Origin of the sequence: Agarivorans sp. QJM3NY_25 (assembly GCF_050870875.2) — a bacterium.
GTDB lineage: Bacteria > Pseudomonadota > Gammaproteobacteria > Enterobacterales > Celerinatantimonadaceae > Agarivorans.
The window spans coordinates 4,026,623-4,046,913 of sequence record NZ_CP194041.2 but is presented as its reverse complement, the minus strand read 5'-3'; the positions used below and the strand labels follow the sequence as shown (position 1 = coordinate 4,046,913).

Here is a 20,291-nt window from a genome sequence, read left to right as displayed (position 1 = left end):
AAAAATAATAAGTACCTTATACTGAATCTAAGAGTGCGGTTAGCTAAGGAGCAGCAATGTTACAAAGTCTTCATCAAGACCATCAGAATATCGCCAAGTTGTTAAAAGTGTTGGAGCAGAAACTGGAGCATATTCGTAACGAAAAAGCAGTTAAATATAAATTAATTGCTCATATTATTAGTTATATGCAAGAGTACGCTGACCGTTGCCATCATCCTAAAGAAGATCTGATTTACGATTATTATACCAAGTATCGAGTTGTCGAAGATGACTTGTCTGGGCAACTAAAGCAGCAACATCTCGACTTACTGGAGATGACCGCTGAGCTCAGCGATATTATTGATATTATTTTATTGGACGCGGTGGTTCCTCTGGATCAATTTAGCGACAAATTAGAAGCATTTATTAAAGCCCAATGGGATCACTTGAATTATGAAGAAGAGGTGATCTTTCCGGCCTTAAAAAGACATTTAACGGAAGACGATTGGCGGGCGATAGAGCAAAGCTGGCAACATGGTAATTTCGAAGATCCTTTATTTGGTCATCGAGTGCAAGAGCAATATAAAGCTTTAGCTGAGCGGATTAAGCTCTCGGAACCGCATGAGGAAAGCCCAGGCGATTCGGTTTAGAATCGATTTGAATCAACCCGCTAAGAAGCGGGTTTTTAGCCTCAATTAGGCAGAATAAGTCAGAACGCTGTCACGGATCACTAAGCTTGGCTCTAACTGGATAATTTGGTTTGGTTGACCGGGATACTCTATTTTTCTTAGTAGGCTATCGACGGCCTGCTGCCCTAAGCGGTGTTTGGGTTGATGAATCGTGGTGAGTGAGGGAGTAATGTATTTGGCTAATTTAATGTCATCATAACCGATCAGCGAGAGTTGCTCAGGAACCTTAATACCGAGCTTGCTAGCGGTATTAATTACCCCCATGGCCATCATGTCATTGGATACGAATAACGCACTTGGCAGGGGAGCATTCGCATGAATGGCTCGAAATGCCTGCTCGCCGCCCTCGCATTCGAAGTTACCAGAGGCGACCCAAGCTGGATTTACTGGTAGCTTCGCCTGTTCCATCGCTCGCAAAAATCCTGCGTAGCGCTGTTGCGCAGTTTGTTTGTCGAGAGGCCCAGTAATGCAGCCAATTTGACGATGGCCCTGGCTAATTAGATGTTGGGTGGCTAATTGACCACCTTGCAGTGAATTATCTTGGATTTTGTCGCTGGGGAAGTTGACTGGACCCCAGTCCATCACCACCGTTGGGACTGGTTGATGGCGGCTAAATAAATCGAATTCGGGGTTTTCTAATTCGCCGCACATGAGTAGTAGTCCGTCTACCCGTTTTTGTAGTAAGGCGTCCAGGTTTGATTTCATCCGCTCCTGGTCACCTTCGGTATTACACAAAATTAGATTGTAGCCGTGTTGGTAACAGCTGCGCTCCACGCCTTTAACCACTTCACCGAAAAAGGGGTTGGTAGATGTCGTGACCAACATGCCGAAGGTTTTGGTGTGTTGTACCTTTAAGCTACGAGCCAGAGCCGATGGTGCATAGTGCAATTGATCGACTGCGGTCATCACTCTAAGAATGATATCTTCGCTTACATAACGGGTTTTATTTAATACATGGCTTACCGTTGAAGTAGAGACTCCAGCATGCTTCGCTACATCTTTTATGGTCGCCATGGCGATTAAATTCTCCTGATTAATCAGACTATTAATTAACTATAGTCGCAGAATCTTGCTGTGCAATAAACTCAAAAACCTGTTGTCGATCAGGAATTGAAGGTTGGGCTCCAAATTTCGTGACCGAGAGTGCTGCAGCGGCATGTGCAAAACGTATTGCCGATTCTGCCGGCTGTTGTTCTAATAAAGCGGTGACCAAGGCGCCATTAAAAGTATCGCCCGCTGCCGTGGTATCTAGCGCCTTGACTTTATAGCCTGCAACTAGCCGGCCTTCACCTTGATGGCTGACCCATGCCCCCTGACTGCCCATCGTGATCAATACCCAAGGGATACCTTTAAGGTGTAAGACTTGCGCGGCTTGAGCGGCGCTGCTGGCGTTCACCACTTTGATCCCAGTGAGCGCTTCGGCCTCGGTCTCATTGGGGGTGATCATATCAATCAGAGCCAATAAGTCATCATCAAGTGCCCTTGCTGGGGCAGGGTTGAGTACGACTCGGGTTTGGTGCTGTTTTGCTAATTGAGCCGCAGCGGTCACCGTTTCGATAGGGCTTTCCAATTGCATCAATAAGGTATCGGCTTGCTCAATTAACGAGGTGTGAGCGGCTAAGCGTTGTGGCGTTAGCTGAGCATTTGCCTCGGCGGAGATGGCTATACTATTTTCGCCAGTTGCTGCAACTAAAATCATAGCAATGCCAGTAGGGCAGAGACTGATTTCCATTACCGCTTCGGTATTGATTCCGTCTTTGGCAAAATTGATACGGCTTTGCTGGCCAAAGGCGTCGTCTCCAATGCAGGCGATAAAGGCAATATCGGCCCCTAGGCGTGAGGCTGCGACGGCTTGGTTGGCGCCTTTACCGCCCGCAACCACTTGGTAGCCGCTACCTTGCAAGGTTTCACCTGGTTGAGGAAAACTATTCACCTGTAATACATGGTCAGCATTGACACTGCCTAATATAACCAATTTGCTCATTTGTTACCTCGATGATTGCTACTTATGGAACTGAGCTGGAAGCTTGTTCTGCTCAGTTCCGGTTGATTATTTAGCTGTAAGTAAAGTGCTTCTTTAGGCTTATTTTGTGACCACTTTTAAAGGGACTGGAATGTATTTCTCTACCGTTTCACCTTTTAACATTCTATCAGCAGTCTCAATCCCTAGGGCTCCAATTTTTTCAGGCTGTTGGGCAATCGTTGCTGCCATCAAACCGCGTTTTACTGCAGCAATACCGTCGTCGGTGCCATCAAAACCAACGATTAGTACTTTTTTGCCTGAGGCTTGTACCGCACGCAAAGCGCCTAACGCCATTTCATCGTTTTGCGCAAATACAGCCTTAACATCAGGATTTGCAGCAAGCATATTTTCCATCACGTTCAGCCCTTTGGTGCGATCAAAGTCAGCTGGTTGGCTACCGAGTAACTGCATTTTGCTGCTTTCGACCGCTTGCATAAAACCTTGGCCACGCTCGCGTGCCGCGGAGGTTCCAGCGATCCCTTCTAGCTGAATTACTTTTGCAGTTGCGCCAGCCTGCTGCACTATAAATTCACCTGCCATTTTTCCGCCCGCGACATTGTCTGAAGCGATATGGCTGACCACATCGCCACGGCTAGCACCGCGATCGAGCGTTAATACTGGAATTTTGGCGTGATTGGCGATGCGGATTGCGTTTGAGACCGCATCGGAGTCAGTTGGGTTGATCAGAATTGCTTTTACACCACGTACTGTTAAGTCTTCCACGTTGGAAAGCTCGCGGCTTGGGTCATTCTGTGAATCCAAGACCAACAGATCGTAACCGAGTTGTTTAGCCTTTGCTTCAGCACCATCTTTCATCGATACGAAAAATGGATTATTTAGGGTTGATACCACCATCGCGAGAGTATCGGCGGCGGCGGTGGTGCTGATCGCAGTACCAAGTACAGCCATAGAAAGTAATGTCGTGAGCTTGTTCATAACGATGTTCCTTGTAGTTGAGGTTCTATCTATTATTTGTTTTTGTTGTCTACCATGACTGCCAATAAAATCACCGATGCTTTGGCGATCATTTGGAAGTACGAAGATACGTCTAATAAATTTAAGGCATTGTTTAAAAAACCAATGATTAAGGCGCCAATAAGGGTACCCATAATCCGTCCTTTCCCACCCATTAAACTGGTTCCACCTAATACCACGGCAGCGATTGCGTCTAACTCGTAGCCCATTCCTGCGGTTGGTTGAGCCGAGGAGAGCCGAGAGGTGACGATCAAGCCAGCTAAGGCTGCAAGTAGTCCACAAATGGCGTAAACACCAATTTTTACGCGATCTACATTGATTCCAGAAAGGCGAGTCGCCGCCTCGTTGCCACCGAGTGCATACACATAGCGACCAAAGCGGGTGTGATTTAGTAGGTACCAAACCGCAGCAAATACCAATGCCATTAACCAAATAGGCACAGGGATCCCCAGCATATAACCAGTACCGAACCATGCGAAGCTATCGGCAACGTCGGTAAAGCCTGTAGAGATGGGGCGGCCATCGGTGTACACCATGGTCACACCGCGTAGTAAAGTCATGGTGACTAAGGTTGCGATGAAAGCTTGAACCTTTCCTTTCGCAATAATCAGTCCACTCACCGCACCTAAAGCTGTTCCCGCTAACAGTGCGGCTGGCACCGCGATGTAAACGGGGATTTCCAAGCCAATCATTGAGGCGGCAAAGGCTCCACAGAGGGCTAAGATAGAGCCGACACTTAAGTCAATCCCTGCGGTTAAAATCACTAGTGTCATGCCAACCGCAATAATGGCGTTAACAGAGGTTTGCCGAAGAATATTAAGGAGGTTATCTAGGGTAAAAAAATTGGGATTTAGTATTGAAACGACGACGATGAGTAAAATCAGCGCAATCAACGATTTTTGCTCAATTAACCAATGCTTACTAAATATGCTTGATGTTTGGGCTTGGGGGCTTTGTTTCGCTAGGGCTTTGCTGTTCATGCTGCGTCCTCATTAATTTTTTTACCAACAGCGCAGGCCATTAGTGTCTCTTGATCGGCTTGTTCGGCGCTAAATTCACCGCTTATGGTGCCTTCGTGCATCACCAATATTCGGTCACTCATGCCCAGTACTTCAGGCATTTCTGAAGACACTAAAATAATGCTCATGCCTTCAGCCTTAAATTGATTGATTAATTGGTAGATCTCTTTTTTGGCGCCGACGTCTACGCCGCGGGTGGGTTCGTCTAAAATCAGGATTTTTGGACGGGTCATCAAGCCTTTTGCTATCGCTACTTTCTGTTGGTTGCCGCCTGATAAATTACCGATGATTTGTTCACGGCTGGGGGTTTTGATATTGAACAGCGTGATAAAGTCTTCGACGGCGATAATTTCATCGCCATGCTTCAATTGTGGCCCATTAGAAAGTTGTTTCAGGCAAGATAGAGACATATTTTCTTTGACCGATAGCCCCAAAACTAAGCCTTCTTTTTTGCGGTCTTCCGAGATGTAAGCGATGCCTAAGGCCAAGCCTTCTTGTGGGCTGCAAGGGTGAATGGCTTTTCCTTCTAAATAGACTTCACCAGAATCACGGTTGAGGGCACCATAGATCACCTTCATCAATTCAGTTCGACCTGCGCCCATCAAACCAGAGATACCGAGAATTTCGCCTTTATTTAAGTGGAAACTGACTTGACGTATGCCGGAGCCACTTAAGCCTTTTAGTTCAAGGCAGGTATTGCCATGCTGGTGGTTGATACGAGGGAATTGCTCATCAAGACGACGCCCCACCATCATTTCAATCATGCTATCTTCGTCGATATCGTCAATGCTGCGTTGACCTATAAATTTGCCGTCACGCAGCACCGTAATGTCATCGCAAATCTCAAATATTTCTTTTAAACGGTGGGAAATATAAACAATGCCGCAGCCCTGGTTTCGGAGCTCTTTGATCACGGCAAATAAAGCTTCGGTTTCGGTGTCGGTGAGAGCATCGGTGGGCTCATCCATGATGATCACCTTGGATTCAAAGGACAGCGCCTTGGCGATTTCGACCATTTGTTGTTCACCTAAACTAATCGAACCCAGCAATTGTTTGGCGCTGTGTTGAATTTTGAGACGAGCCAATAGTCGGTCGGCTTGTTGATACATGAGTGGCCAATTGATTCCGCCAAAGACATAAGTAGGTTCTCTACCTAAAAAGATATTCTCGGCAATACTTAGCTCAGGGATCAGGTTGAGCTCCTGATGAATGATACTAATACCTGCGCTTTGCGATGCGCGAGGGCCATCAAAACTGACTGGTTTATTTTGATAGTTAATCTTGCCGCTATCGAGGCTATAAATACCGGTGAGCACCTTCATTAAGGTGGATTTTCCTGCACCGTTCTCACCTAATAAGGCCATTACCTTACCGGGATAAACACGCAAGCTAGCGCCATCTAAGGCTTTCACGCCAGGAAAGCTCTTTTCGATATTGTTGAGTTCTAGGATCGGCTGAGTCATGAAAGCTCCAGATTCGGATAAAGGGCTAAAACACCACGCCTGCGTGGAAAATAACATTGGCGTAAGGGGTGAATTCGCCAGTTCTGACGACGGCTTTTGCACTTGCTGTTTGTTGTTTAAAAGTCTCATGACTCAGCAAATTAAGGCGGATTAACTGACCCGATAATTGCTCTTGTTGTTGGATTAGCTGGAGCAACTGTGCATGCAACTGTGGGCTATGGCTCAAGGTTTCTTCGGCGAGAGTCACGGCTTCAATTTGCATTTCACCAAGTACCGCTTTAACGGTGTCAATAAAGCTAGGAATGCCTTTAGTTAATGCGAGATCAAGGCGTTGGCAGCTGTCGGGGATTGGTAGGCCAGCGTCGCCGATACAGAGCTGATCTTGATGGCCCAATTTGGCGATAATGTAAGACAGTTCAGCATTGAGTAGGGGTGCTTTTTTCATGATAGTTATCATCTCTGTCAGTGATTAGGGAACGATTTTTATTTAGATTTACTCTTCATCGAAACGTTTGCGCAAACGTTTCGATGAAGAATTTAGCGCTAATTATTATAATTTGCATGTGTCGTTTGCAGTTCTTGAGGCTTAGCTCACGCTTTTTTTGTAGGCGAGATTAGGTGAGTCGTAAAAATTGTCAAATAGTTTAACTTTTGTGCCGCAGAGGATGAGTCTTCGATGATTTCTCCCTTCCGTTGAAGGGGGGCTGTTGCGAATATAATAAAAACCCGGCTTAACCGGGTTTCCTGTCATATTCGTATTTCGTCACAGATTAATATTCGTATTCGGTATGAAGATCGAAACTATGGTCGATTGACTGTAGTTCCTTCTGTAAGCGGATTTTATCTTTTATTGCCTCAATTTCTCGCCATTTGCGCTTTTTGTTTGAGCTGCGAGAAGCCTTGCTGGTTTCAACAGTATCCAAGTCTAGCCTATCCATGGTTATCTCCTTGTATGTTGTTGCAGTTAATAAGTACCACAGGTTCAATGAAAGTAAAATACCAATGTTACAAAAAAGTTTCTGAGCTGCATTTTTTTGACTATAAATCGCAAAACATATAGCTATTTTGTAGGATTAAAGTGGTTGTTTTATAGCGTTAATGCCTTTTATTTATATATATGCGCTTTTTTATCTTGTTTTTGTTATATATCAAAGCATGGTTATTGGTGCCTCTCTAAACTTCGCCTCCGCAACAGTATGTTGAAGGTATGGCATCAACGTCCAAAAAAGAGGTAAATAATAGGTATGAATGAAGTTATAAACTGGATGAATGATGTACTTTGGGGAAATCTACTAATTTATATATTGGTTGGCTCAGGGGTGTTATTTACGATTAGAACTGGGTTCATTCAGATTAGACATTTTGGCCACATGTTCTCAGTGATGAAGTCTAGCCGTAAGGGCGATGCTAGTGGTATTTCTTCTTTTCAGGCCTTATGTACGAGTTTAGCCGCGCGAGTCGGCACTGGTAACCTCGCTGGGGTTGCCGTGGCTATCACACTGGGTGGCCCGGGCGCGGTATTTTGGATGTGGTTAATTGCTTTCCTGGGCATGGCGACTAGTTTTGCAGAGAGTAGCCTTGCGCAGTTGTATAAAGTAAAAGATAGCGATGGTAACTTTCGTGGTGGTCCATCTTATTACATGGAACAAGGCTTAGGAAAACGCTGGATGGGCGTGGTTTTTGCCATCTGCCTGATAGTTGCCTTTGGTCTGGTTTTTAATGCGGTGCAAGCCAATTCTATCGCTTCCGCTCTCAATGAAGCTTTTGGATTCGATAAGGTCTTGGTGGGCCTGGTATTAGTGGCGGCGGCAGCCTTGATCATTTTTGGCGGGATCCGCAGTGTCGCTCGATTCGCGGAACTGGTGGTGCCCGTGATGGCTTTAGCCTACGTTTTAGTTGCCTTGGTGGTTGTGGTAATCAACATCGATAAGATGCCTGAGGTGTTTAGTCTTATTTTCCGCTCGGCCTTTGGTTTTGAAGAGGCGGGAGCTGGTGCTTTCGCTGCCGCAATGATGAATGGTATCAAACGAGGATTGTTTTCCAACGAAGCAGGCATGGGCAGCGCACCGAATGCGGCTGCAACCGCGACGCCTTATCCTCCGCATCCGGCTTCCCAGGGGTATGTGCAAATGTTGGGGGTATTTATCGATACTATTGTCATTTGCACTGCCACTGCGGCGATTATTTTGCTGAGTTATAATGAGTCTCTTGCGGGTGGCGGGATTGCGCTCACTCAACAAGCGCTTAGTAGTCAAGTTGGTGCTTGGGGGAGCTATTTTGTTGGTGTTGCGATCATCTTTTTTGCTTTCACTTCAATTGTCGGGAATTATTCTTACGCAGAGACTAACCTGATTTTTCTTGAGCATAATCATAAAGCTGGTTTGTGGATCTTTCGTCTATTGGTGTTGGCGATGGTGATGTTTGGTGCGGTGGTTAAAATTGATATTATTTGGAACCTGGCCGATGTATCCATGGGACTGATGGCAATTGTTAACCTCGTGGCGATCCTGATGTTGTCGGGCGTTGTGGTTAAGCTGGCAAAAGATTATAACCGTCAACTAGATGCGGGTAAGCTTCCTTGCTTTGATAGTAAGGACCATCCAGAATTGCAAAAGCAAATTGATCCAGAAATTTGGTCGAATCCGCAATCATAATTGTATTCAATTAATAAAAAAAAGCCTCGAATCTTTCGAGGCTTTTTTGAATGAATTATTTAGGAACAGAAATATTTAGTTTTCCGATGCCTGCATTGTCCAGCACATAATCTTTAACCACCGATGGATTACGGCCCACTGTATAGTTATAAGGAGGGGTCCAATCTAACTGGTTGGTACAAGTTTCTAATGCCCAACTCGCTGGCTCTTTATTTGCCAGGGCTGCTTTTTCTTTTTCTTTTGTTTGTAGCTCGGTACATTTATCTAAGGCTATTTGATTTAATTCTGTAGCGGGCTCATCATTAAACCAAGAGCCATTGTCTTTAAATTTACTTCCTTTATAAGCACCAATAATTGTGCTTTCTTCTGCCCCACTTCCTTGGAAATCAAATACATTACTTTCAGAAAGTATCGATGATCCATAACCCATTCCAATGGCATACAGAATGGGGTAATCGGCGTCAGTTGCACCTTGATGATAGTTATTAATTAAATGAACTTTGCCAAAGCGTACTCGTGGAGTGCGTTGTTTATTGTTCTTCCAATAGTTACCTTCGAAGGTAATACGATAGTCTCCGGTATCGCCATCTCCAGAGCCGATGATCATTGTCTTATCGTGTTCTGAAAAAATATTATAAGAGAGAGTAATATAATCGGAGTCATCTTCTATATCTAACAAGCCATCATGGCGTTGGACATGTTTACCGAAAATATTCTCTTCGTCTTTGTCAAGGTGGTCTCCATCAGAAAATGAACAATGGTCAATCCATATGTTATTACTGGCATTAATCGATACGGCATCATACCGAGCATTCCAATTACCAGAGTCACCATCGCCAGCATCCCACGCAGGAGCAAAATCACGGGGAGCTTGGAAAGTGATATTGCGAATAATAATGTTGCTGTTATCTGTGCGATCAAAGGTATGGCTCAGTGTATTTAGAGATAAATAGCCTTCAATTAACTTGGCATCATTGCCGACCCCTAACAGAGTCGTATTGGGTGGTACTTGAAATTGAATTTGTGATTTTTGATTATTGGCATATTGAGAACGTTGACCATTCTGTCTTTTTAACAGGTCAAGCTCCGTTTTAGCGGCCTCCGCATCAGCGCCATTTGCGTCGATGGTCGCTTGCAATTCATCGCGATAATCTTGGTCGAAAGCCTTCACATAGAGATCAAAATCAAATTTAGTTCTATTTGGTTTGGACTTATAGTATTCGGCATCCGCATAGCTACCATCGCTTAATTCATCACCGCGAATCGTACCTTGCCAATAGATGATTTTGGGCTCAAGTTTGGCTTTCAATTCGGCAGCACTATCTCCGGAAATATAGTTTTCGCTATTAATGTTATTCAGTGCATCTCTTAATTCTTGACGGCTAGAAACGACATAAATACTGTCTTCAGTGGCACCTGCGCCACCAGTAATTTGATGAGCATTACCGTCTGGATCTTTATATTGCGTAACCCAGCCAAAGGGAGCATTTTTAACTTGTAGATCTTGTTGCTGACTAGCATCATCCTTTCCATCAGCGGTGTATTCAATACTATCATTACATCCGGTGAGTAATAAACTGGATGTGATTAAGGCAAGGGTACTTAGGCGTAGAGTATTATTATTTATTTTTTTATAAGACATTTTATTTTTCCAGCATCCTCATGAACTTCGCGAATGTTTGATGTAAGTGGTCTTTAAATTTGTGATTAAATTTATTGGCTTGTTTTACAGGTAACATGACACTTCAATCGGTGCTTTTAGTCGTTAATATTAGTCATCAGTGTGACGCGTTCATTTGTAATATAATAATCTCTTAATATTTTTTTGTGATGAATGTCTTTGTATTTATTAAAATGAGCTAACACATTAATTTTATTGTATTAATTTCTAGTTTCATCACATATTTAGGGAAATATTTAGCGGATAGTTTTGGCTGTTTTTTGACCGGCGGGTTCGGGGTATCGACTTGATATATGTATGAGAGTGTTTTTATTCAATTTTTTACAGCTTTGTCATGAATTAAAAATTTTATGATCTCAACGTTATAAATAGGGGCTTTAAATATACTCGGTATATCGGATGACTTGTTTGAGATATGCTTGCTCGGTGTTTGAAATTGCCTGTGGGCAAATTGATTTTGCGCATTTATTCGCCTGATATTTGTGACGTTAATAACAGCTAATTGAATGATGATTGATATTTTCGCTGCGAACCACACCGCTTTCCGTTCATGAGAGGTTTAGCTGTTCTTTATGCGAGCAAGGAGTGAGTGGGAGAGCGCCTCGTATCATACCAATCTAGCTAATTATCAGTTCATTTTGCGGGCCTAAATCAGTGCTAATTACGTTATTCATCTTGTAATTAGATTCACTCGTTACTGCAGTTTATGCCTCGTTATCGACAACTTTATTTTGCGCAATAAATAGGTCATATCATGAATCAGATTGGTAGCAGTGGATCGCGTCCCTTGCTCTCATCGGCTTAAGTTGTTTCGCCGGATTTAAGGCTTAGGCGCTCAAACTTGTTCTGAACACCAGCTTTCAAAGATTAAGGCGGCCGCGAGGCTATCGACAGCACCTTTTTCTAGCGCCTTGTAACCACCTAATTCAAACAGTTTTTCCTTGGCATCAACGGTGGTTAGACGCTCGTCCTGCAGCGCAATGGGATAGCCGAATCGCCCATGTAAGCGATTGGCGAATTTTTTTGCACGGGTGGTCAGCTCCTGCTCACTGCCGTCCATGTTGAGGGGTAAGCCGATAACCAGCAGGTCGGGTAGCCATTGTGCCAGTAGTTTTTCCACCGTTTGCCAGTTGGGGATACCATCCTGAGCTTTGAGCGCTGCCAACGGTTTGCCGCTGGCGGTGAGCTCTTGGCCGATAGCTACCCCGATACTCTTGGTGCCAAAATCAAAGGCTAATACCGAACGTTCTCCAGCTCTTGCCATGTTAGGCGTGCCCCACTTCACTGGACAGTTGCCAAACATCGATCCCCAGGCTTTTGGCTGCAGCCTCCCAGCGTTTATTGCTGGGAACCTTGAAGATGATTTCGCTATTGGCTGGCAGGGTAAGCCAATAATTATCGGCAATCTCTTGTTCTAATTGACCCGCCTCCCAGCTGGCATAACCTAAGGTGACGATGTAATCCGAAGGCTGGGCGTCTGTACCAAGTGTGTCTAATACGTCTTTGGAGGTGGTGACCATCAGATCGTCGCTTACTTTCAAGCTGCTGCTAAAGCCATGCATGGATGAATGCAACACAAATCCACGCTCCAGAGCCACCGGTCCACCTTGGTATACCGGGCGGTCTAGATGCTCTCGATGTACTTCGGTAGCGTCATGTAGTTCGATTTGTGCCAGTAGTGATTCGACCGAGAGATCCACTGGTACATTAATGACTAAGCCCATCGCGCCCTGTTCATTATGCTCACAGATATAAACCACCGCTCGTTTAAAAAACGGGTCATTCAGGCTAGGCATCGCTAATAAGAACTGGTTTTGCAGTGTATTCATGGCTGACCACTTCACTTAGGTTGATACTATAAGTTTAGCTTCAATGGCATCCATTAACTTGCCTGTAATCGAAATATTGAAGGCTGCTTCTATTTCTTTAATACAAGTCGGGCTGGTGACGTTAATTTCGGTGACTTTATCACCAATCACATCGAGGCCGACAAATACCAGCCCTCTGGCTTTGAGTTCTGGGCCAATTGCGTTTGCTATTTTCCAGTCACTCTCTGATAGCGGTTGAGCCACACCGCGTCCGCCCGCGGCTAAATTACCGCGAGTTTCACCTTCTGAAGGGATCCTTGCTAGGCAATAGGGCATCGGCTCGCCATCCACGATTAAGATCCGTTTGTCGCCGTCGACAATTTCAGGAATAAAACACTGAGCCATGCAGTACTCTTGACCGTGGTTGGTTAAGGTTTCGAGGATCACGCCAACATTGGGATCGCCTTGTTTTAAGCGAAATATCGAAGCGCCGCCCATCCCATCCAGTGGCTTCATGATCACATCTTGATGTTGTTGATGGAAAGCTTTCAGACGCTTCATGTCACTGCTGACCAGGGTTGTCGGAGTGAACTCGGCAAACCAGGCGGTAAATAGTTTTTCGTTGGCATCGCGTAAGCTTTGAGGTTTGTTAATGATTAAACAACCTTCGCTCTCGGCGCGCTCCAAAATGTAGGTGGCGTAGATAAACTCGGTATCAAAGGGGGGATCCTTACGCATCAGGATCACATCTAATTCACTTAAACTTTGATCGACTTCTGGGCCTAATTCAAACCAAGACTGGGCATTTTCTTGGACTGCCAAAGGGCGCATAGCGGCTGCTGCGCGACCATTTTCCAGATACAAGTCTTGCATTTCCATGTAATAGATTTGATAGCCACGTGCTTGCGCTTCCATCAACATGGCGAAGCTTGAGTCTTTCTTAATATTGATTTGGGTGATGGGGTCCATCACGATCCCGAGTTTAATACTCATTTATGCTAAGTCTCCAAATTGACATTGCAAAGCCGTTATTGCTGTTAGTGCGGCAGTTTCGGTGCGCAGCACTCGTGGACCGAGTAGGGTCTCTTGAAAGTGATGCTGGTTACAGACCGCAATTTCTTGCTCTGTGAGCCCTCCCTCGGGCCCGATCAACAATCTTACGCCATGCAGCGGAATGGGGAGGGTCTTAATGCTATATGGGGCCTTTGGATGCAAATTCAACTTCATTGCTTGACTGTTTTCACCAGCCCACTGCTCAAAACTCTGTAGTTCGGCGATCTCGGGTACGACACTGCGCCCTGATTGTTCACAGGCGGCAATCGCGATTTTTTGCCATTGTTGGCGTTTTTTCTCAAAACGCTCTTGGTTAAGTTTGACCCCACAGCGCTCACTGGTGAGTGGGGTGATTTTATTGACCCCCAGTTCCACCGATTTTTGAATGGTAAATTCCATGCGGTCACCGCGGGAAATCACTTGTCCTAAATGGATCCTGAGGGGGGATTCGCTGGCATTAAGTTGTTGCGTTAATATTTTTACACTCACCTGCTTCTTGCCGCTACTTTCGATACTTGCGGAGTAATTGTTGCCGTCGCCATTAAATAGCTCTAAGTGTTGGCCTGCTGTCATCCGTAATACTCGACCGACATGGTTGGCGGCCTCGCTATCTAATTCAACGATTTGCTGAACGTTGAGTGGGGAGGGTTGATAAATACGAGGAATACGCATGCTAAGTGTCGGCTCCTGAGCGAGTGAAAATTGAAGCAAATAAGGTTGTTAAGGATAAACTGTTCGTCGCTCGAAGCCTAGCCTGCAAATCGTTGCGGTTGTTAGTGCTGCTCATTTGGCTGGCAAGTTATGGTTTATTGAGCAACCAAGGTTTGTTTACAGCGTTTACATTGATAGCGAGCCCCTTGCAGTACTTTATTATGACGGCGGATCCCCAATTGATGGTTTTGGCACTGGCAGCGATACATCACCGTGCTTAGCTCGAGAGTTTCCAGGGAGTAACGATGGGTGGTTGTAGGTGAGCAGTGGAACACCTGTTGCATCAAGGTTTGCCATTCTTTGCCGTGTGGTTTGATTCGACCATAGAGGGCGTGGCAAATTAGATGAGCCACTTCGTGAGGCACGGTTTGAGCGAGGAAGTGTTGTGGTTGTTGTTGGTAAAAATGCTGATTAAAGCGTAGTCGCCATTGAATTAGGTTGGCGCTGCCCGCAACTTTACTGCGACGTGCCGATAACACGATTTCTGGTCGTGTAAATGCACGTTGATAGAAGCGTTCTGCTTGTTGAAAGCAAGCTTCAACCTGTTGCGAAAGTTGTTGCACCTTAAGATCCAAAAAGCCGAAAGGATAATCGCTGATTATACGCTTTCGGCTGCTTCAAGCTAGTGAAGCTTGGGTTTATAGGCCAGCATCGGCTTTCAGGGCTTCGGCTTTATCGGTTTGTTCCCATGGGAACTCGTTGCGACCAAAGTGACCATAAGCGGCTGTGGCTTGATAGATGGGGCGCTCCAGGTCGAGCATTTTCAAAATACCATAAGGGCGAAGGTCGAAATGCTTGCGTACCAAGGCAATCAATTTGTCTTCAGCGAGTTTACCACTACCAAAGGTTTCGATACTAATAGAAGTCGGCTCGGCGACTCCAATCGCATAAGACACTTGAATCTCACAACGCTCTGCTAAACCTGCTGCGACAATATTCTTGGCGACATAACGGCCTGCATAAGCGGCACTACGATCCACTTTTGATGGATCTTTACCGGAGAAAGCCCCCCCGCCATGACGCGCCATGCCGCCATAGGTATCCACAATGATCTTACGGCCAGTTAAGCCACAGTCGCCCATTGGCCCACCAATGACAAAACGACCTGTGGGGTTGATATGGTACTGGGTTTTGTCATTGAGCCACTGTGCTGGAAGCACTGGTTTAATGATTTCTTCCATTACCGCTTCACGCAAATCTTCGGTGGAAATGCTGTCGCAATGTTGGGTCGAAAGGACTACTGCATCGATCCCGGTAATGATGCCATTCTCATAAGCAAAGGTAACTTGAGATTTTGCATCTGGGCGCAACCAGCTTAAGACTCCATTCTTGCGAACCTCTGCTTGGCGTTTGACTAGTAGGTGAGAGTAGGTAATAGGTGCTGGCATAAGCACATCGGTTTCGTTGGTCGCATAACCAAACATTAAACCTTGGTCTCCGGCACCTTGTTCTTCTGGTCGAGCACGGTCAACGCCTTGGTTGATGTCTGGAGATTGTTTCCCAACCACGTTTAATACCGCACAAGAATCTGCATCGAAACCCATGTCGGAGTGGGTATAACCGATTTCTCGTACCGTTGAGCGAGCTAATTCTTCAATATCCACCCAGGCTGAGGTTGTGATTTCCCCGCCAACCATCACCATGCCCGTTTTGACGTAAGTCTCACAAGCTACACGGGCTTTGGGATCCTGGGTTAAAATTGCGTCCAATACAGCGTCAGAAATTTGATCTGCAATTTTGTCTGGATGCCCTTCAGACACTGATTCTGAAGTAAACAAGTGTGTAGTCATGTGATTGGACTCTCTTAGAATGTAATGTTGATGACGTATAGATGGATGACCATCTGGACGTCTATTCTAGTTTCGCTGACTTTATTTTTCCACTCTATTCGCTCATTAAATCATGAATCTGCGAATAATCTGTGAGAATGGCTACCCTCGCGACTGAATCAGGGGGCTTGCAGCAATACTGTTACCGGGCTTAAAGCCCACTTTACTGATGATTTTTATTTGGGAAGCGCTGAATCAAATGTTATGTACCATATAACAAGTCGCTGCTGAGTGTTGCCGACGAGGGACGAAAAGAACAAGCTCAGCAATTGTGCTATCGTTCTTGGCGATGACTTTAACTTTGGGCTCGAGCTTTCCGATGTGATGGCTGTATATCTGGGTCATTTACTATTTTGAACCGTAATGCCTGATCCTTACGCACAGCGATTGCGAGTTTAGCTTGTTTTACTATCCTCGTGACTTTCGTTGATCTGACGTTTGATTTCAGGATTGTTACGCAGTGATTGCTTCAATAGTTCAGAATATAGTGATTTCCCTTTCAAGGCTTGGGCAATGAAGGTCGCTCCTAAACAAGTAACCAGTAACGGCAAAATGAGCTGGTAGTTATCGGTCATCTCAACCACTAAAATGATGCCGGTGACTGGCGCTCGAACTGTTGCGGCAAACAGAGCCCCCATGCCAGCAATGGCAAAGATGCCTGGTTCAGGAACCAGGTCAGGAAAATAACTTGCCATTAAGCTGCCATATGCTAATCCAAGCAGAGTGCCCAGTGCGAGCATGGGAGAGAATACTCCCCCAGGTGCAGCCGAACCAAAACTCGCAATGGTCGTAAATAAGCGAAGCACAAACAATAACAGGCAAACACCCCAAACAATTGGATTTCTAAACAACTCGGTGATGAGTTCTACTCCGCCGCCGGTGATATCGGGAACCAAGCTTTGCAGGGTCGCAAATACTGCACCAAATGCCGCACCTGTCATCACGATCCGCGAAATTCGGTTTTTTTGGAGCTGTTGTACTTTAGCCGTGGTACTCAAGACCCAACGGTTAAAGTTAACGCCAACAATACCAAAAATAATTCCTAGTAAAGCGAATAACCACAGAGAGTTGAGTGCTGGAATCGAAAAGTTCGGAATATCCATCACTGCCGATTGGCCATGAATCGAGCGCATCACAATGGTTGCCGCGGCGCTAGACAAGGTGACGCATTTGAATGAGGTAATGCTATAGCGAAATTGCGGCCGCATCTCTTCAATTACAAATAGCACGCCGGCCAAAGGGGCGTTAAAGGCGGCCGCTAAACCAGCGGCAGCACCCGCCGCTGTTAAGATATGGGTGGCGTGTTGATAACGTTTGGCCCTGCCGGCAAACATTCGACCTACCGAACCACCGATTTGAATCGAAGGACCTTCTCTTCCAAGTACCATTCCGGAACTGATGGTGAGCGCCCCAGCGAAGAACTTTATCGGTAGCACTCGACGCCAACGGATATCATGTAAGCCATCCAGAGCGCCTTCTAAGTGCGGGATCCCGCTTCCTGAAGCTTCCGGCGCAAAGCGAGCCGTTAACCAAAATCCCAAGGCGGTGATCAGAGCGCCAATCAAGGCACCTGCGATAATACTTAAGAAAGGACTTAGCGAAGCGCTCTCGACTAAGTGAATCCGAAAGTCACCAACCCAATTAATCAGTTCTTCAAACATCGCGATCACTAAACCGACGGTTGCGCCAACAAAGCCAGAAAGAGCAATCAGAACCATGTAATCGTATTGGGTGGTAAAGAATTTAGGGGTGGTTCGGTGCTTGATTAATCCACCTTGAAAAAACCGAAAGTTGGGAGACTTAGGCATTTTAAATCTAAAACCTTAATAGCAAGAATGACTTCAACGTATGAATAATTATTCATACGTCCATAAAATTAATCAGCGCTTAGTTGGGGTGAAAGTAAATCACCATGCTGTTTCGTTGGTGCCGACTCAGCGGTTCAAACATATAAAATAAGCTCTTGTCGCAGGTAACGGATGACGAAAATGAATTAAGGGGTGGAGAGGCGTAGAAGCCGATAACTCATCTATCAAAGGAATAATCCGTTATTGCTAATCATTTAATGTTTGATTGTGTTGTCACCACTCCAGAGCGAGGAGTGTGTAACTAGGTTACGTGCTTTTGCGACAGGTTGGTATGATTTTAATCAAAAAAACGTGATCGGTATCACTTAGACATTTTTGCGTTGGGACATTGTCTCTTCGGTTCTGTTATTTGCGCCATTATTTTGAGTAATTGTCCACGTGAGTACTCAATAAGTGGAACTCAGCCATAAATTTACCGATTCTTTTTAGATAATTATTGAGTAACATCGTTGACTTTGTGACAATACGCGCCTCTCGATACCCTATAGCCTATAATTTGCAGGAGAAATTCATGTCTTCTCGTCGTCAACTCGCCAACGCCATTCGTGCTTTAAGTATGGATGCAGTTCAGCAAGCTAACTCTGGTCACCCTGGAGCCCCCATGGGAATGGCTGATATTGCTGAAGTGCTATGGCGCGACTTTTTGAAACATAACCCGAATGACCCAAATTGGGCAGATCGTGACCGCTTTGTTCTATCGAATGGTCATGGCTCGATGTTGTTGTATTCTCTACTGCATCTTTCTGGTTATCAACTGCCTATCGAAGAACTAAAAAACTTTCGCCAATTACATTCTAAAACGCCAGGCCACCCAGAATATGGTTATGCGCCGGGTGTAGAAACCACTACCGGTCCGCTTGGTCAAGGTCTTACCAACGCTGTGGGTATGGCTTTAGCAGAAAAAATATTAGCGGCTCAATTCAACAAAGATGGTTTTCCTGTGGTTGACCATTATACCTACACCTTTCTCGGTGATGGCTGCTTGATGGAGGGGATCTCTCACGAAGCTTGTTCACTTGCTGGTACTCAAGGTTTAGGTAAATTGATTGCCTTTTGGGATGACAATGGCATTTCGATTGATGGTGATGTCGAAGGTTGGTTTACCGACGATACCGTGAAACGTTTCGAAGCTTACGGTTGGCATGTGATTGGTGGTGTCGATGGCCATGATAGCGACGCAATTGCGGCTGCGATTACGGCAGCCAAAGCTGAAACAAGCAAGCCAACCATGATTTGTTGTAAAACTGTGATTGGTTTTGGTTCACCGAATAAATCGGGTAGCCACGATTGTCACGGTGCACCACTTGGTGCTGACGAAATAGCGGCTGCTCGTGAATTTTTAAATTGGCCCTATGCTGCTTTTGAAATTCCTCAAGATATTTATCAAGCTTGGGATGCAAAAGAGGCTGGTGGCTCATCACAATCAGAGTGGAATCAGTTATTTGCTGGCTACGAAGCTGCTTACCCAGCACTTGCGGCCGAGTATAAACGTCGTATGAACGGCGACTTACCAAGTGATTGGACAGCATTTGCTGATTCGTATATTGCTGATTTACAAGCTAACCAAGCTAAAGTCGCGACGCGTCAGTCTTCACAAAAAACCTTAGAAGCTTTTTGTCCTAAATTGCCTGAATTACTGGGTGGCAGCGCAGATTTGGCTCCGTCTAATCTTACGATGTGGTCTGGGTCTCAAGCGGTGACTGCCGAGGACGCTTCCGGTAACTATATGCATTACGGTGTGCGTGAGTTTGGTATGTCGGCAATCATGAATGGTGTAACCTTACATGGTGGTTTAAAAGCTTACGGTGCGACTTTCTTAATGTTTATGGAATACGCACGTAATGCCTTACGCATGGCTGCATTAATGAAGCAACCGACTATTTTTGTGTATACCCATGACTCGATCGGTTTGGGTGAAGATGGTCCAACTCACCAAGCGGTAGAACAAACTGCGAGTTTACGTTTAACCCCCAACATGAGCACTTGGCGTCCCTGTGACTCGGTAGAGTCAGCGGTTGCTTGGCGTCATGCGATTGAACGCAAAGATGGCCCAACATCGTTAATCTTTTCTCGTCAGGGTTTGGCACCGCAAGCGCGTGATGCTCAACAACTGGCTGATGTTGCTCGTGGTGGTTATGTATTGAAAGATTGTGCTGCTACGCCAGAACTTATTTTGATTGCAACGGGTTCCGAAGTTGAACTTGCCGTGGCTGCTTATGAAGAACTGAGCGCTGCAGGTAAAGCTGTTCGAGTAGTTTCTATGCCTGCAACGGATGTTTTTGATGCGCAATCAGCCGAATATCGTGAATCTGTATTGCCTTTCGCAGTCCGTAAACGAATTGCAGTTGAGGCGGGTATCGCTGATTTCTGGCATAAGTATGTTGGTTTCGATGGAAAGGTCTTGGGAATGACCACCTTTGGTGAGTCTGCGCCAGCGGGTGAGCTATTTAAGTTGTTTGGCTTCACTCAAGAGAACCTCGTGAAGATGGCTAACGAACTGTTGTAAGACAGTCGTTAGTTATTATTTATGAGTAAAACC

General features: G+C 45.5%; 18 protein-coding genes. 3 read left to right on the top strand and 15 right to left on the bottom strand.

The genetic code is table 11. From position 1 onward, the window contains the following. Positions 1-56 precede the first annotated feature (56 nt). Positions 57-629, top strand: a complete 573-nt coding sequence (locus ACRRSW_RS18395; RefSeq protein WP_432460098.1) for a hemerythrin domain-containing protein — start codon at positions 57-59, stop codon at positions 627-629. Positions 630-674: 45 nt separating this feature from the next. Here the strand turns inward: ACRRSW_RS18395 and ACRRSW_RS18390 are convergent, their stop codons facing one another. From ACRRSW_RS18390 to ACRRSW_RS18360, 7 genes are all read right to left on the bottom strand, one after another. After that, positions 675-1,682, bottom strand: coding sequence for a substrate-binding domain-containing protein (locus tag ACRRSW_RS18390; RefSeq protein ID WP_432460097.1), 1,008 nt, complete (start codon positions 1,680-1,682; stop codon positions 675-677). A 31-nt stretch (positions 1,683-1,713) separates the two neighbouring features. Beyond that, entirely contained in the window at positions 1,714-2,652 is a 939-nt protein-coding gene (gene rbsK, locus ACRRSW_RS18385; protein ID WP_432460096.1) for a ribokinase, read from the bottom strand. Positions 2,653-2,751: 99 nt separating this feature from the next. Next, on the bottom strand, positions 2,752-3,627 hold the full coding sequence (rbsB, locus tag ACRRSW_RS18380; protein ID WP_432451788.1) for a ribose ABC transporter substrate-binding protein RbsB: 876 nt from the start codon (positions 3,625-3,627) through the stop codon (positions 2,752-2,754). A gap of 32 nt (positions 3,628-3,659) precedes the next feature. Beyond that, positions 3,660-4,646 carry a ribose ABC transporter permease gene (gene rbsC / locus ACRRSW_RS18375; RefSeq protein ID WP_432460095.1) on the bottom strand — a complete coding sequence of 329 codons (987 nt, stop codon included), beginning with the start codon at positions 4,644-4,646 and terminating at the stop codon, positions 3,660-3,662. Continuing rightward, positions 4,643-6,148 carry a ribose ABC transporter ATP-binding protein RbsA gene (gene rbsA / locus ACRRSW_RS18370; RefSeq protein ID WP_432460094.1) on the bottom strand — a complete coding sequence of 502 codons (1,506 nt, stop codon included), beginning with the start codon at positions 6,146-6,148 and terminating at the stop codon, positions 4,643-4,645. The genes rbsC and rbsA overlap by 4 nt, the downstream gene beginning before the upstream one ends. A gap of 25 nt (positions 6,149-6,173) precedes the next feature. Beyond that, positions 6,174-6,593, bottom strand: coding sequence for a D-ribose pyranase (rbsD, locus tag ACRRSW_RS18365; protein WP_432460093.1), 420 nt, complete (start codon positions 6,591-6,593; stop codon positions 6,174-6,176). A gap of 325 nt (positions 6,594-6,918) precedes the next feature. Then, positions 6,919-7,086: a DUF3545 family protein gene (locus tag ACRRSW_RS18360; RefSeq protein ID WP_432451792.1), complete on the bottom strand. Its 168-nt coding sequence runs from the start codon at positions 7,084-7,086 to the stop codon at positions 6,919-6,921. 306 nt (positions 7,087-7,392) lie between these two features. Here ACRRSW_RS18360 and ACRRSW_RS18355 point away from each other — a divergent pair, with 306 nt between their 5' ends. After that, on the top strand, positions 7,393-8,802 hold the full coding sequence (locus ACRRSW_RS18355; RefSeq protein WP_432451793.1) for an alanine/glycine:cation symporter family protein: 1,410 nt from the start codon (positions 7,393-7,395) through the stop codon (positions 8,800-8,802). A 55-nt stretch (positions 8,803-8,857) separates the two neighbouring features. Here the strand turns inward: ACRRSW_RS18355 and ACRRSW_RS18350 are convergent, their stop codons facing one another. From ACRRSW_RS18350 to clcA, 8 genes are all read right to left on the bottom strand, one after another. Continuing rightward, the gene (locus tag ACRRSW_RS18350; protein ID WP_432460092.1) at positions 8,858-10,444 is read right to left on the bottom strand and encodes a pectate lyase family protein; all 1,587 of its coding nucleotides are present in this window, start codon (positions 10,442-10,444) and stop codon (positions 8,858-8,860) included. A gap of 874 nt (positions 10,445-11,318) precedes the next feature. Next, positions 11,319-11,747: a Holliday junction resolvase RuvX gene (gene ruvX / locus ACRRSW_RS18345; RefSeq protein WP_432451795.1), complete on the bottom strand. Its 429-nt coding sequence runs from the start codon at positions 11,745-11,747 to the stop codon at positions 11,319-11,321. A 1-nt stretch (position 11,748) separates the two neighbouring features. Next, positions 11,749-12,312: a YqgE/AlgH family protein gene (locus ACRRSW_RS18340; protein WP_432451796.1), complete on the bottom strand. Its 564-nt coding sequence runs from the start codon at positions 12,310-12,312 to the stop codon at positions 11,749-11,751. Positions 12,313-12,327: 15 nt separating this feature from the next. Next, positions 12,328-13,284, bottom strand: coding sequence for a glutathione synthase (gene gshB, locus ACRRSW_RS18335; protein ID WP_432451797.1), 957 nt, complete (start codon positions 13,282-13,284; stop codon positions 12,328-12,330). Then, positions 13,285-14,016 carry a 16S rRNA (uracil(1498)-N(3))-methyltransferase gene (rsmE, locus tag ACRRSW_RS18330; RefSeq protein ID WP_432451798.1) on the bottom strand — a complete coding sequence of 244 codons (732 nt, stop codon included), beginning with the start codon at positions 14,014-14,016 and terminating at the stop codon, positions 13,285-13,287. A gap of 134 nt (positions 14,017-14,150) precedes the next feature. Beyond that, positions 14,151-14,618, bottom strand: coding sequence for a SprT family zinc-dependent metalloprotease (locus tag ACRRSW_RS18325; RefSeq protein ID WP_432451799.1), 468 nt, complete (start codon positions 14,616-14,618; stop codon positions 14,151-14,153). Between the two features lie 75 nt (positions 14,619-14,693). Next, on the bottom strand, positions 14,694-15,845 hold the full coding sequence (gene metK / locus ACRRSW_RS18320) for a methionine adenosyltransferase (protein ID WP_432451800.1): 1,152 nt from the start codon (positions 15,843-15,845) through the stop codon (positions 14,694-14,696). Between the two features lie 434 nt (positions 15,846-16,279). Continuing rightward, complete coding sequence (gene clcA, locus ACRRSW_RS18315) at positions 16,280-17,692, bottom strand: H(+)/Cl(-) exchange transporter ClcA (protein WP_432451801.1); 1,413 nt, start codon at positions 17,690-17,692, stop codon at positions 16,280-16,282. 571 nt (positions 17,693-18,263) lie between these two features. Between clcA and tkt the strand changes: the two genes are divergently transcribed. Next, positions 18,264-20,258, top strand: coding sequence for a transketolase (gene tkt, locus ACRRSW_RS18310; protein WP_432451802.1), 1,995 nt, complete (start codon positions 18,264-18,266; stop codon positions 20,256-20,258). Positions 20,259-20,291 lie beyond the last annotated feature (33 nt).

Coding starts and splice junctions, on each gene's coding strand:
- ACRRSW_RS18395 (WP_432460098.1), top strand. CDS start 57: ATGTTACAAAGTCTTCATCAAGACCATCAGAATATCGCCAAGTTGTTA.
- ACRRSW_RS18390 (WP_432460097.1), bottom strand. CDS start 1,682: ATGGCGACCATAAAAGATGTAGCGAAGCATGCTGGAGTCTCTACTTCA.
- rbsK (WP_432460096.1), bottom strand. CDS start 2,652: ATGAGCAAATTGGTTATATTAGGCAGTGTCAATGCTGACCATGTATTA.
- rbsB (WP_432451788.1), bottom strand. CDS start 3,627: ATGAACAAGCTCACGACATTACTTTCTATGGCTGTACTTGGTACTGCG.
- rbsC (WP_432460095.1), bottom strand. CDS start 4,646: ATGAACAGCAAAGCCCTAGCGAAACAAAGCCCCCAAGCCCAAACATCA.
- rbsA (WP_432460094.1), bottom strand. CDS start 6,148: ATGACTCAGCCGATCCTAGAACTCAACAATATCGAAAAGAGCTTTCCT.
- rbsD (WP_432460093.1), bottom strand. CDS start 6,593: ATGAAAAAAGCACCCCTACTCAATGCTGAACTGTCTTACATTATCGCC.
- ACRRSW_RS18360 (WP_432451792.1), bottom strand. CDS start 7,086: ATGGATAGGCTAGACTTGGATACTGTTGAAACCAGCAAGGCTTCTCGC.
- ACRRSW_RS18355 (WP_432451793.1), top strand. CDS start 7,393: ATGAATGAAGTTATAAACTGGATGAATGATGTACTTTGGGGAAATCTA.
- ACRRSW_RS18350 (WP_432460092.1), bottom strand. CDS start 10,444: ATGTCTTATAAAAAAATAAATAATAATACTCTACGCCTAAGTACCCTT.
- ruvX (WP_432451795.1), bottom strand. CDS start 11,747: ATGGCAAGAGCTGGAGAACGTTCGGTATTAGCCTTTGATTTTGGCACC.
- ACRRSW_RS18340 (WP_432451796.1), bottom strand. CDS start 12,312: ATGAATACACTGCAAAACCAGTTCTTATTAGCGATGCCTAGCCTGAAT.
- gshB (WP_432451797.1), bottom strand. CDS start 13,284: ATGAGTATTAAACTCGGGATCGTGATGGACCCCATCACCCAAATCAAT.
- rsmE (WP_432451798.1), bottom strand. CDS start 14,016: ATGCGTATTCCTCGTATTTATCAACCCTCCCCACTCAACGTTCAGCAA.
- metK (WP_432451800.1), bottom strand. CDS start 15,845: ATGACTACACACTTGTTTACTTCAGAATCAGTGTCTGAAGGGCATCCA.
- clcA (WP_432451801.1), bottom strand. CDS start 17,692: ATGCCTAAGTCTCCCAACTTTCGGTTTTTTCAAGGTGGATTAATCAAG.
- tkt (WP_432451802.1), top strand. CDS start 18,264: ATGTCTTCTCGTCGTCAACTCGCCAACGCCATTCGTGCTTTAAGTATG.